We start from the raw sequence: 11,911 nt of genomic DNA, 5'->3' as shown, positions 1-11,911 counted from the left end.
GATTTGGATGAAAAAGTGCTTATGCAAGCAAGCTTGCAACACACTTTCTCATTCAAACCAGCGCATGGCTGAACTGTAACGTAATTTTCTCCACATACAGCACTTTTTCTGTTCTACAGACCACGTCCCGTATCTTACAGGCACATTTCCAAAAAGCACTCTACTGAAGCCATGCATCAAACAATTTCGCCGCGATCGGTGCTGCCGTATGCCCGCCGGAGCCGCCTTCCTCCACGATAACGCATACCGCGATCTTCGGATCATCCGCCGGTGCGAAACCGACAAACCATGCGTGAGTCTCTTTTCCCTTGTCGAATTCTGCGGATCCTGTCTTCCCTGCCACCTGGTAGGAATCCCGTTTCAGGGCGGATCCCGTTCCCACATTGACCACCTGTACCATCAGGTTCTTTAAGGCATCTGCCTCGTTCGGAACCATCAGCTCTCCTGCCACAGACGGGGAAAACTTCCGGATCACATCACCGCCGGAATTTTCCACATGATCCATCAGATACGGTTTCATTAAAATTCCGCCGTTTGCGACCGCCGCGGTGATCAGAAGATTGTGCATCGGGGACATCAATGTCTGTCCCTGTCCGATACCTGTCTGAAGCACTTCCCATGTCTCCGCATCCGGCTGCATGGAGAAGGTACTCTTATTGTACGGAATATCGAGAGGCAGGCTTCTGTTGAATAAAAGCTGCTCTGCAAGGTTCCGGTAGCTCGTCAGCTCAAGCTCTGTGCCGAGGTTCGCGAACGCTCCGTTGCAGGAATTTGCAAATGCCTGGGTGAAATCCTGGGATCCGTGTGCTTTCTTGTGATAGCACTGGATCTTGTTGTTCTCGAATGAAAAAATTCCGCTGCAGTCATAGTGATAGTCATTGTACGCGCCCGGATGTTCTCTCATATACTCCAGGGCTGTGACGATCTTAAAGGTGGATCCCGGCGGGTAGAGTCCCTGAGTCGCGCGGTTTAACAGTCTCGCCTCCGTACTGTCTCCGTTTACGAGATCATTCCAGTTTGCCGCCACCTTATTCGGGTCGAAGGACGGCTTTGAAACCATGCAGAGGATCTTTCCGGTATCCGGCTCGATGGCGATGACTGCACCCCGGTTCTTTCCGAGAGCATCCGATGCGATCTGCTGCAGATTTACATTCAGGGTCGTCACCACGTTGTCCCCAATGCTCTTTCTTCCCATGATCTCATCGGCGGTCTGCTCGATGAGGTTCGTGTGAGATCTCAAAAGGTCAAAGTTTGCCAGGGATTCGATTCCTGTCTTTCCCACCGTCGAATATCCTACCGCATGGGCAAACAGGCTGCCGTATGGGTATTCCCGCACCTCGGTACCGTTGGAATCCGTCGCCGTAACGGTCTTTGCAAGCACAGTCCCGTCATCCGCCAGGATCTTGCCGCGGGTGACCCGGTCCTCGAAAATAGTGGCTCTGGCGTTATACGGATTATCGATCACCGTATCGCTCTTTACCACGAGAAAATATCCCACATAGATTCCCATTGCGAGAAATAAAAATACTGCTGCATACACAAACCAGAGGATATTCCGGTTTGCCTTCGGATTCGGTTTACTCTTCTTCACTGGAATTCTCCTCCTCCTCTTCTTCCCCGCGTTTTAAGACATAAAGTCCCTGGATGACCTGGAATATGATAAAGGTCGAGACGATGGAGCTGCCGCCATAGCTCACAAGAGGCAGCGTCACACCGGTGGACGGGATAAACTTCGTCACCCCGCCGATGGTCAGAAATACCTGGGTAATATAAACACTTCCAAGCCCAAACGCGATCAGTTTATAGAACATCGCCTGCATCTTCATCGCGATCAGCATAAACTGCATATAACAGCCAAGGCATAAAAACAGGACGCAGAGCGCATAGAGTGCCCCCATCTCCTCGGAGATCGCCGCGAAAACGAAATCCTTGTCCACAACCGGGATCTTCTCCGGCATGCCCCGGTAAAGACCCATTCCGAACCATCCGCCTGTTCCGATGGCAAACAGCGCCTGTGCCACCTGGTAGCCCTTGTTTGCGATATCAGACCAGGGATCCGCCCAGGCCTCCACACGCCGTCTCACATGTGGGAACAGATAGTAAGCCGCAACCGCCGCCAGGGATCCGCCCGCAATGCCCGCACCGAACCAGAGATAGCTGGATGTTGCAACAAAAAGCATCGTCATGTAGGCGACGAAAAAGATCAATGCACTTCCAAGGTCCTTTGAAAGCACAAGCACCAACACATGAAGTGCCGCCACGACGGTGGTCTTTATGATCGTCTCCCTGTCCGTGGACTGGTAGAACATGGCTGCCACGAAGAACACAAAACTGATCTTCACAAACTCAGACGGCTGTACTGTAAATCCACCGAAGGAGAGGGAAAGCTGTGCGCCGTAGGAAGTATTTCCGATGACGCAGACCACTCCCAAAAGTACCAGCCCGAGTATTCCATAGACCCATGGGAACGTCACAAGCTGCCATACCCGGTCGATGATAAACGGGATGATCCAGGTGATCACCGCTGCCGCCGCCACGATCACGAACTGTCTCATAGCCCGGTCAGGGTTCAGCCTTGTGAGGATAATAAATCCCGTCGCCAAAAGCGTACACATATTGTTGACGAGCAGTCTGGAACTGTTCCTGTAAAACAGTCTCGTAAGATAAATGTACAGCAGGAAAAATACCACCTGCGCACCGTAAAAGGCTAACATCGTCACAGATTCCGTGTTCAGCCAGATCAGGATATTCGCCAGAAAGTGCAGCATAAACATGCACACAAGCTGGCGTCCGCAGACGCGGTTTTTTCCCTCCTCATCCCGCATGGAAAAGAAGCGGAAATTGTAATAGGTATCCATGGCGATCAGAAGGATCATCAAGTATCTGGATATCTGTATGATCAGATTAGTCAATAATTATCACCTACTCCACTCCGCGCTTAAAGTGTCCGCGCGTAAACTGATTCCTTAAAACTGGCGGCTCCGCCGCTTTTTCACTCATTCCGTATTCCTCAAAGAACGCGTCCAGGATCTCGCCCGCCGCAGCTGGTTCCTCCACCGTGAAGTTCAGGCGGACCGCATTCGGCTTAAGCCCTGTGACCTGTTCGGAGAGTCCTAAAAGGGAAAGCGGCGCAGAATTGTAGATCGTATTGTAACAGAAACGACACTGGTTTACCACCGGGAACCGCATGTCCTTGCGGTCCTTTAACCACATGATTTCCGGCTTTCCGGAACATCCAAGCGTTGTTTTTCTGATACACTGGGCGGAGATCATCATCGGAAGATACCCGTATACGATCATCTCTCCCTGAACACCAGAATCCCGGATCTCTCTCTCGTTTAACTCCACAGGGATCGTCAATCGGTCTGCCCCATACCGCTCCATCGCCGCTCCCGCAAGGTGGTTCCAGGAATACATTCCCTGGTCGAAGTACATAGGAAGTTCAATTCCGGCTTCCCGGAGGAATCCCGGTTCTTCCATGGAACCGATACCAAGCGCGTCAAAACCGGCACTCGTTAAAAGCTCCATCTGCTTTCTGAAGTACTGTTCCGCCTCTTTCCGGAAGATCCTCGGCATCATAAGATAACACCGGACTCCCACCTCATGACAGCGGTCCGCAAGCTTCTTCCACTCCTGGGCGTCAAAGCTCTCCGCCGCAAGATAGATTCCGTATGATCTTTCGGACAGCTTCCGGTACATCTTAAATTTCCCGAGAACCATCTCAAACTGCTGTTTCGTCTGGACAAAGACAGTAAATTCCGGTCTTTCTTCCAAATCAGCCTTTTCAGGCGCTCTCTCTTCTTCCTTTGTCGGTGGAACAGAACTGTTTCTCCGGTATCCGGAAAGGATCTCGTCCTGAAGCTTCTCCAGGACCTCGCGGCGCATCTTATTTAATGCCTGCACCGGCATAAACACATTTCCCTCACACTCCACGGTAAGGTCTGTGAACGTAAACATGGAATCACCGGTCTTTGAGAGCTGTTTTCTGATGCGCTCCGCGTCCATCGGGGCATTCTTTGCCTCCTCGGCGGGCTGGGATTCCTCCCAGGCTGTATTTCCCGCCGTATCCGACACGGAGCAATATCCCGGTTTTCCGACCGCGATGTACGCGCTTCCCGTCACAGGGATCTTCTTTTCCACATTCACATACGTGCGGTCCAGATAGTCGAAAAGTTCCTGGTCCACGTCGCGGTACTCCGGCTTTTCCTTTAAGACCACCATGTCCCGTCCGTTGTGGGTGTGGTAATAGCCCTGGGACTGTCCGCCCCGGTCGAAAAGAGCCAGCAGGGCATCCCTGTCTGCCTTCTCCACATGGTATCCGGCACGCCCCTCCTTCAAGTAGAGGTCCACGTATTTCCGGTAGATACTTACAACTCCTGCCGTGTAGCGCGGACTCTTCATGCGTCCCTCGATCTTTAAGGAACAGACACCCGCTTCCAGGATATCCGGGATCAGATCCAGGGTACAGAGATCCTTTAAGCTTAAGATATATTTTTCATTCTTTTTATTGACATATTTTCCGTTCTGCTCTGCGTCAAAAGGCAGACGGCAGGTCTGTGCGCACCGGCCCCGGTTTCCGCTCCGTCCGCCGATCAGGCTGGAAAACAGGCACTGACCGGAATAGCAGTAACAGAGGGCACCGTGAACGAAGGTCTCCACCTCCAGACCCGTATCATCGTAGATCTCACGGATCTCCTTTAAGGAAAGTTCTCTCGCCGGAACCACACGGACAGCGCCAAGGGCTTTCAGGTCTCTCGCGCTGTATTTCCCTGTCACCGTCATCTGGGTGCTGATGTGGACCGGAAGATCCGGGAAATGTTTCCGGATGTAGGTGAGCACTCCCATGTCCTGAACTAAAACGGCATCCAGTCCCGCCTCATAGTACGGTTTCAGATAGGAATACAGATCTGACATTTCTTTTTCCTTCACGAGCGTGTTGACCGTCATATAAATCCTGCATCCGTGAAGATGCATGAAGTTGATGGCTTTCACCATCGTCTCCTCATCCAGGTTGTTCGCGTAGGCACGGGCACCGAACCGGCTTCCGCCGATATAGACCGCGTCCGCTCCCGCGTTCACCGCCGCCACCATACTCTCGTAGGAACCGGCCGGTGCGAGTATCTCAACCGTTCTGTTTTTCATATTCTCTCCTTTATTCCGCCTTCTTCTCCGCGGATTCCTGCTTCATCTGAAGACCGATCAGCTCATGCTTTAAGCTGTAGATCTCCTTCTCCATCTCATCCTTCTGGCTGCGCAGCATCATCGCCTCCTGAAGTGTCTTAAAATAATCGTCCGCCAGGTTCAAATAGATCATGACTTCCTGGTAATCCTTATTCTGTCTCGTAAATCCCGGCTGTGCCTTTAAAACGGCGATCTTCTCATTAATATAGGCAGCCACCTTCTGCAGGTACTCCGGATCCTCCGCTCCTCCCAGCGTGTAGACATTTCCATTGATCAGCACTTCCGTATAGTTCTTCTCATCCATTTCTAATTCCTCACTTCTTTTGCATAACCGTCCGCCTGTTTTCCAGCCTGTACTCCCTCACGGCTCCACACGATCGATCCACAGATCCGCCGGACAGTTATCATCTATATAAAAATTGTCATTTTTTCTCTATCGTACAGATTTTTCAATTCAGAAAATTCCTGCCTGTATACTGCAGCAAATGTTTTTTTCTATTTCGCCGCATCCAGCCCAAGGTGCTTGTAGGCCAGATCCGTCGCCATTCTTCCTCTCGGCGTGCGCATAATAAGTCCGTTCATCAATAAATACGGCTCATAAACGTCTTCCAGTGTCCCGGAATCCTCTCCGATAGACGCCGCCAGCGTCTCAAGTCCCACCGGACCACCGGAAAATTTCTGGATCAGGGTGAGAAGCAGGGTCCGGTCATTATTGTCGAGACCAAGCTTGTCCACATCCAGGATATCCAGGGCAAAATCCGCCACATGTCTCGTGATCACACCGTCGTATTTTACCTGTGCAAAGTCCCTCACTCTCTTTAAGAGGCGGTTTGCCAGTCTCGGCGTTCCCCTGGACCTTCTTGCGATCTCAAAAGCTCCTTCCTCGTCGATCTCAACGCCCAGGACCTTTGCGGAGCGTTTTACGATCACGCAGAGTTCCTCCGGTGTATAAAATTCCAGCCTCTGGATCACACCAAAACGGTCCCGGAGCGGAGCTGTTAAAAGTCCCACTCTCGTTGTTGCTCCCACAAGTGTAAATTTCGGAAGATCCAGTCGGATCGAGCGGGCGGATGAATCCTTTCCAAGCATGATATCGATGGCAAAATCTTCCATCGCCGGATACAGGACTTCCTCCACCTGGCGGTTCAACCTGTGGATCTCATCCACAAACAGGACATCTCCCTCCTGGAGATTGTTTAAGATCGCAGCCATCTCTCCCGGCTTCTCGATCGCCGGCCCGGAGGTCACCTTTAAGTTCACCCCCATCTCGTTCGCGATGATTCCGCAGAGCGTTGTCTTTCCAAGGCCCGGCGGGCCGTAAAAAAGCACATGATCCAACGCCTCCCCGCGGCTCTTTGCCGCATCGATAAAGACCTTCAGCGTGGACTTTATCTTCTCCTGACCGATATAATCCTTTAAATACTGCGGGCGCAGGGTCCCCTCTATTTTTTTGTCTTCCTCAGTTTCTTCGGTCGTAATGATTTTTCGGCTCATAACATTTCCTATCTATATCTTCTATCAGACAGCCAGATCTCCTGCTGCCATTTTTCAAGGTTTCATCCTATAAGAATGCCAGATGCTTTAACGCGCCCTTCAGCACGTCCTCGGAAGTCATACCTTCTGTGATCGCAACCTTCTTTACTGCGGTCTGCGCCTCGGACGCGGAATAACCGAGGGCCGTAAGCGCTTCCACAGCCTCTTTTCCAGCTTCCGCCATTCCAGAGAGATCCGTTTTCGGGCTCTCCTCCAGATCTGCACCTGCAAATAATACGTCTTCTGCTTTTATTTTATCTTTGAGATCCAGGATGATCCTCTGGGCTGTCTTTGCCCCGACGCCGGGCGCCTTCGAGATTGCCTTCGCGTCACTGGAGATTACAGCCAGACGCAGCACATCCGGTTTCAGCGCGGAGAGGATTCCCAGGGCACTCTTCGGACCGACCCCGTTCACCCCGATCAGCTGGCGGAACATCTCAAGATCCTGCCTTGAGAGGAATCCGAAAAGACTCATTCCATCCTCACGCACGGAAAAATACGTGTAGATCTTCACTTCCTCCCCAAGACCCGGAAGCTCCCCGAGGACCGATGACGGAATAAAGATCCGGTAGCCAATATTTCCCGCCTCAACAACGACGGAATCTTCCCTCTTTTCTTCCAAGGGACCGCGTATATATGAAATCACTGAATGAACCTCCCTTTTCCTCATCATGTCATGATGCATGTCGTAATCATACCATAGCCGCCATTTAAGTGCAAGTGGAACCGCCGCGAGAATCGAACATATTTTCGATTTAGCTGTTTTTTGAAATGTCTTCCCGGAAAACGCCGCCAGGCTTCTCCTTCGTTGACTTTCCATGTTTTCGCGGGTATAATCAGAAAACACGGAAGCAAAAATTCTTCCGCCTGTTCCATTCATGATTTGCCATATGCAGTTTTCCGAGCAGTCACCAGCATTTTTATGAACCCCAGGCGGATCAGCAATATAAGTATAAGGACTATCACATGATCACTATAGAAAAAACATTCCCTGGCACCATCGCCTATCCGTTGGAGCGCCTTGGCGATCCGGAAAAGCTTGTCTTTTTTGATATCGAGACCACCGGCTTCTCCGCCGACTACAACACCGTATATCTCATCGGCTGTATCTGGCCGGAGGGAGACCATCTCCGCTTCATCCAGTGGTTTGCAGACACGAAAGCCGCGGAGGCCGATGTCCTGACCGCATTTTTTTACTTTATAAAGGATTTTCGCACTCTCGTCCACTTTAACGGGGACATGTTCGATATTCCTTTTGTCACGAAGCGCGCCAAGGCCTTAAAGCTCACCCCCGCCTTTGGCAGCGTGGAAAGCGTCGATATCTTCCGCCGGATCAAGCCCTTTAAGAAGCTCCTTGGTCTGCCGGACATGAAGCAGAAGACCATCGAGCGCTTTCTTAAGATCGGACGCAAGGACCTCTATAACGGCGGCGAGCTCATCGAAGTCTACCTGGACTATCTGAGGACTCACGATCAGGAAGAAAAACATCTTCTTCTCCTCCACAATGAGGACGACTTAAAGGGAATGCCTTCTCTCCTTCCCGTACTCTTCTATCCTGACTTTTTCGCCCAGGATTTCACCCTGGACGCGGTGCGGGAAGCTCCCGGCGAGACAGACCGGCTGATCCTCTCCCTCTCAGGGGACCCGGTGACGATCCTTCCGTCCCCGGTGGCTGCCTCCGTCCCCGCCTACGCTTTCCGGGCAGACAAAGACCGGATGGAGCTTTCCATCCGGGTCTACAAAGGTACATTAAAATATTATTATCCGAACTATAAGGATTACTACTATCTGATCTACGAGGATACCGCGATCCACAAGAGTGTCGGCGAATTTGTCGACAAGGACGCCCGGATCAAGGCGACAAAGGAGACCTGCTACACAAAGAAGGACGGCACCTTTCTCCCCCAGCCCGCAGATATCTGGGTGCCGGAATTCAAGACCTCCTGCAAGGATAAAACAGGATTCTTCGAAGTCCGGAAAGACTGCTTCTCCGATGTGGAAAAGCTGAACCGGTATATAAAAGAGATCTTCTCATTTCTCAAATAAAACCCGCTAATCCAGTATCTTCACACATCAGCCCTGCCGCCTGCGTCAGCTGCAGACGGCAGCGGTTATGCTGCAAATCTCATTCAATGCGAAAACATGCTTAGACACATTCCTGCACCGGACGCGAGTGCTTATTTCTAGTAATCCCCGTCCTTAAGAAGCTTCCTGATATACGCAAAAGTCCTTCTCTCGCCCTTCTCCTTCAACATCAGCAGGATCTTATCCAGACATGCCTTCGTCTCCGGATGCATGACGATATATTCCTTATTTCTGGAAAAATATGTGTAGGGTGCCGCATCCGTGTAGTTCCTTCCCTGGTAGATCTTCGAGGCCGCGATCCGGTCCATGACCATCTCCGCCAGGTAATTCACTGGCATCTTCACGCCGACGATCTTCCAGTGGTCCTCCGCTGTGGACACATCGGTCCAGTACTCGAAGTGATGCTTATTTCTCCCCTTGTGATGGAGCCATGCGGAGGAATATCCCTTTTCTTCCTTCTCCGCCGCGTTTGGACTCCGCGTTCCCTGATAATACTTCACGCCGGTCTTAAATTCCTCCCAGGAATACTTCGACAGATCGTGGAGCAGCCCCTGTTTAAAAAGTCCAACCTTAAAGCAGCCTTCCATGACCACCAGCTTGTGATGGGTGATGGTCAGAAAGTGATGCCAGGCGTTGTGGAGCAGTCGTTTTTCTTCCTCATTCAATTTAACAGAACTCATATTTTTACTCTCTCGTTGCCCTCTTAAGCATATCTTCCAGCTCATCCACAGAGAACTTATAATGCTTGTTGCAGAACTGGCAGTTGACCTCGATCTCTCTGCCCTCGTTGATCATGTCCTGGATCTCTTTTTTTCCGATGCTGATGATCGCCTTCTCCACTCTGGAGCGGTCACAGTCACAGTGGAACTGTACCGGCATCTTTGATAAGATCTCAAGTCCGAACTCGCCGAGGATGTCTGTCAGGATCTCCTCCGGAGTCTTTCCCGCATTCAGCAGTGCTGTGATGGAAGAAATTCCGGAAAGCTTCGCCTCGAGCTTGTCGATGATCTCATCGGAAGCACCCGGAAGAAGCTGGATGATAAAGCCGCCTGCCTGACGGACCGTGTTGTCCTTATTCATTAGAACACCTAGGGCAACGGAGGACGGAACCTGCTCAGATGTGGCAAAATAGTAGGTCAGATCTTCCGCGATCTCACCTGTGACAAGCTGTGTCTGTCCCACATACGGCTCTTTTAAGCCAATATCCTTGATAACGCTCAAAACGCCAAGGTCCAGGGAACCGCCGACATCGAGTTTTCCCTGTGCATTCGGCGGAAGCATTACATCCGGATTGAACGCATATCCTTTCACATCTCCATGGCCGTTGGCTGTGACAAGAAGTCCTCCCAGCGGACCGCTTCCCTCAATTCTAAGTGTTAAAAGGTCCTTCTCCCCTTTTAAGTCAGCGCCCATCATGGCAGCTGCTGTCATGAGACGTCCTAAGGCAGCCGTAGCCACCGGGCTTGTGTTGTGGGCATTCTTTGCGTTCTCCACCATATCTCTTGTCGTTGCAGCAAAGGCGCGGATCTGTCCTTCCGCAGCCGTCGCACGGATCATATAATCGTTCATGCTCTATTTCCTTTCTTTTCCATATTCTCTCGCGATCACATAAATACGTTCGCTGTCCTCCCGCGGCGGATTCTTCGTAAATGCATCGTAGGCGGCAACAAATTCCATTCCCGCTTCGTGGATGGCACTCTTCACCTCTTCCAGGGAATAAGCCCGCTGATAATGTGTCTCATGGTACTTCCGGAAGAGATCCCCGTCCTCACGGACAAAGATCGACAGATCATAGATATTGATCCGCTCCTCCTCATCGTACTGGTTGTCCCAGATAAAACTGGAGTCATCCCGGTCTTCCGCGATCGTGTTGTCTCCCATGATCTCCCGGTATTTGTACTCCGTATTCATGTCGAAGATAAACACTCCGCCCGGATCCAGGTAATTGTTAACCAGGCGGAATACTTCCGTCAGATCCTCCGGCTCTAAAATATAGTTCATACAGTCACAGATGGAGACCACCGCCGCCACCGTGCCGTAAAGTTCAAATTCCCGCATATCCTGACAGAGATACAAAATATCTTTTCCGGACTGTTCCTTCTTTTCCAGGGCAAGCTCCAGCATCTCCTCGGAGTTGTCCACGCCGATCATATCATAACCAGCGTCCGCGAGAATCTCCGTGAGACTTCCTGTTCCACATCCGAGATCGAGAAGAAGTCCCTCCGTAACCCCCTGTTCCTTTAAAAGCCCTGTCAGATATTCACACCATTCTTCATATGGAATATTATCCATGAAAGTGTCATAGACAGCTGCAAAACCTGTATATGCCTGCATTTTATCTCCTTGATCAGCCTCAGTCCGCGTACAATAATGAAAAAGCCACTACCCGCAATAGGTAATGGCTTACGTTTCATCTTATGCGTTGCGGCCGCAGCACTTTTTGTACTTCTTTCCGCTTCCGCACGGACACGGATCGTTCGGGTAGATCTTGTGGCCTTCGCGGCGTACGGTTCCGGAAGCTTTCTGCTTCTTGTAAAGCTCTGTTCTTGTCTCAGCGGAAAGGATCTCAGACCACTGCGGAAGCTCATAGAGCCAGGAAGCCTTAGCTTCTACCATATTGTAGTAAAGCTTTTCCGGATCGATCTCAATCTTAACAACGGTATCCTCTGCCATTGTGTCGATCGGGTTCTCATATCCCTTTAAGCTCTCATTGATTCCATCAAGGAAACCAGTCATAATGAGAACTTCTGTGCCATACTTCTCAGCAAGTTCTTTTACAGTTCCCTCAACAACTTCTGTCGGGTTGGAAAGGATCTTCTCGTAGATGCCTTTTTCGATCGTAAAATAGTTTGTCCAGAGTTCTTCTTTCTTTTTATCATCGAGACCATCGCCATAAGCGAGGCTTCTCCATGTTTCAAGTAATGTTGCCATATCAGTTCCATCCTTTTCGTATACTGTTTCTATTTCTTTTCCGCACCATCCATTTTCAAAAGGGCAGACTGGTACAGAAAACGTCTAATGCACATTATAACATAGGATATTTTTTCTGTAAACAGGAAAATTTTTTGTGCATTGGAAATATTAAATGTGACAGGTCCGGTACGTATTCTGT

At 50.6% G+C, this 11,911-nt stretch carries 11 protein-coding genes; 1 reads left to right on the top strand and 10 read right to left on the bottom strand.

Going from position 1 to position 11,911, the window contains the following annotated elements:
* Positions 1–160 precede the first annotated feature (160 nt).
* From GPK83_RS13360 to ruvA, 6 genes are all read right to left on the bottom strand, one after another.
* Positions 161–1,591, bottom strand: coding sequence for a penicillin-binding transpeptidase domain-containing protein (locus GPK83_RS13360; protein ID WP_345941819.1), 1,431 nt, complete (start codon positions 1,589–1,591; stop codon positions 161–163).
* On the bottom strand, positions 1,578–2,876 hold the full coding sequence (locus GPK83_RS13355) for an FtsW/RodA/SpoVE family cell cycle protein (RefSeq protein ID WP_015554228.1): 1,299 nt from the start codon (positions 2,874–2,876) through the stop codon (positions 1,578–1,580). The genes GPK83_RS13360 and GPK83_RS13355 overlap by 14 nt, the downstream gene beginning before the upstream one ends.
* Before the next feature lie 46 nt (positions 2,877–2,922).
* Entirely contained in the window at positions 2,923–5,142 is a 2,220-nt protein-coding gene (locus GPK83_RS13350) for a U32 family peptidase (RefSeq protein ID WP_215704987.1), read from the bottom strand.
* A 10-nt stretch (positions 5,143–5,152) separates the two neighbouring features.
* Positions 5,153–5,485: a cell division protein ZapA gene (locus tag GPK83_RS13345; RefSeq protein WP_015554226.1), complete on the bottom strand. Its 333-nt coding sequence runs from the start codon at positions 5,483–5,485 to the stop codon at positions 5,153–5,155.
* A gap of 191 nt (positions 5,486–5,676) precedes the next feature.
* Positions 5,677–6,675, bottom strand: a complete 999-nt coding sequence (ruvB, locus tag GPK83_RS13340; protein WP_117469434.1) for a Holliday junction branch migration DNA helicase RuvB — start codon at positions 6,673–6,675, stop codon at positions 5,677–5,679.
* Between the two features lie 67 nt (positions 6,676–6,742).
* Positions 6,743–7,360, bottom strand: a complete 618-nt coding sequence (ruvA, locus tag GPK83_RS13335; protein ID WP_215704986.1) for a Holliday junction branch migration protein RuvA — start codon at positions 7,358–7,360, stop codon at positions 6,743–6,745.
* 320 nt (positions 7,361–7,680) lie between these two features.
* Between ruvA and GPK83_RS13330 the strand changes: the two genes are divergently transcribed.
* Positions 7,681–8,760, top strand: coding sequence for a ribonuclease H-like domain-containing protein (locus GPK83_RS13330; RefSeq protein WP_215704985.1), 1,080 nt, complete (start codon positions 7,681–7,683; stop codon positions 8,758–8,760).
* A 137-nt stretch (positions 8,761–8,897) separates the two neighbouring features.
* On the opposite strand, the gene GPK83_RS13325 is transcribed toward GPK83_RS13330, so the two are convergent.
* From GPK83_RS13325 to GPK83_RS13310, 4 genes are all read right to left on the bottom strand, one after another.
* Entirely contained in the window at positions 8,898–9,479 is a 582-nt protein-coding gene (locus GPK83_RS13325) for a DUF5662 family protein (protein WP_215704984.1), read from the bottom strand.
* 4 nt (positions 9,480–9,483) lie between these two features.
* The gene (gene hslO / locus GPK83_RS13320) at positions 9,484–10,368 is read right to left on the bottom strand and encodes an Hsp33 family molecular chaperone HslO (protein WP_117504024.1); all 885 of its coding nucleotides are present in this window, start codon (positions 10,366–10,368) and stop codon (positions 9,484–9,486) included.
* A gap of 3 nt (positions 10,369–10,371) precedes the next feature.
* Complete coding sequence (locus tag GPK83_RS13315) at positions 10,372–11,133, bottom strand: class I SAM-dependent methyltransferase (protein ID WP_215704983.1); 762 nt, start codon at positions 11,131–11,133, stop codon at positions 10,372–10,374.
* 81 nt (positions 11,134–11,214) lie between these two features.
* Complete coding sequence (locus tag GPK83_RS13310; protein ID WP_117483233.1) at positions 11,215–11,730, bottom strand: SEC-C metal-binding domain-containing protein; 516 nt, start codon at positions 11,728–11,730, stop codon at positions 11,215–11,217.
* Between the last annotated feature and the right edge of the window lie 181 nt (positions 11,731–11,911).

The organism is Clostridium sp. MCC328 (assembly GCF_018785465.1).
GTDB classification, from domain to species: domain Bacteria; phylum Bacillota; class Clostridia; order Lachnospirales; family Lachnospiraceae; genus Pilosibacter; species Pilosibacter fragilis.
This window is presented reverse-complemented; position numbering and strand designations above follow the sequence as displayed.

Excerpts from the sequence above, each read along its gene's own strand:
- hslO (WP_117504024.1), bottom strand. The coding sequence starts at position 10,368 with ATGAACGATTATATGATCCGTGCGACGGCTGCGGAAGGACAGATCCGC.
- GPK83_RS13315 (WP_215704983.1), bottom strand. The coding sequence starts at position 11,133 with ATGCAGGCATATACAGGTTTTGCAGCTGTCTATGACACTTTCATGGAT.
- GPK83_RS13330 (WP_215704985.1), top strand. The coding sequence starts at position 7,681 with ATGATCACTATAGAAAAAACATTCCCTGGCACCATCGCCTATCCGTTG.
- ruvB (WP_117469434.1), bottom strand. The coding sequence starts at position 6,675 with ATGAGCCGAAAAATCATTACGACCGAAGAAACTGAGGAAGACAAAAAA.
- GPK83_RS13325 (WP_215704984.1), bottom strand. The coding sequence starts at position 9,479 with ATGAGTTCTGTTAAATTGAATGAGGAAGAAAAACGACTGCTCCACAAC.
- GPK83_RS13355 (WP_015554228.1), bottom strand. The coding sequence starts at position 2,876 with ATGATCCTTCTGATCGCCATGGATACCTATTACAATTTCCGCTTCTTT.
- GPK83_RS13310 (WP_117483233.1), bottom strand. The coding sequence starts at position 11,730 with ATGGCAACATTACTTGAAACATGGAGAAGCCTCGCTTATGGCGATGGT.
- GPK83_RS13350 (WP_215704987.1), bottom strand. The coding sequence starts at position 5,142 with ATGAAAAACAGAACGGTTGAGATACTCGCACCGGCCGGTTCCTACGAG.
- GPK83_RS13345 (WP_015554226.1), bottom strand. The coding sequence starts at position 5,485 with ATGGATGAGAAGAACTATACGGAAGTGCTGATCAATGGAAATGTCTAC.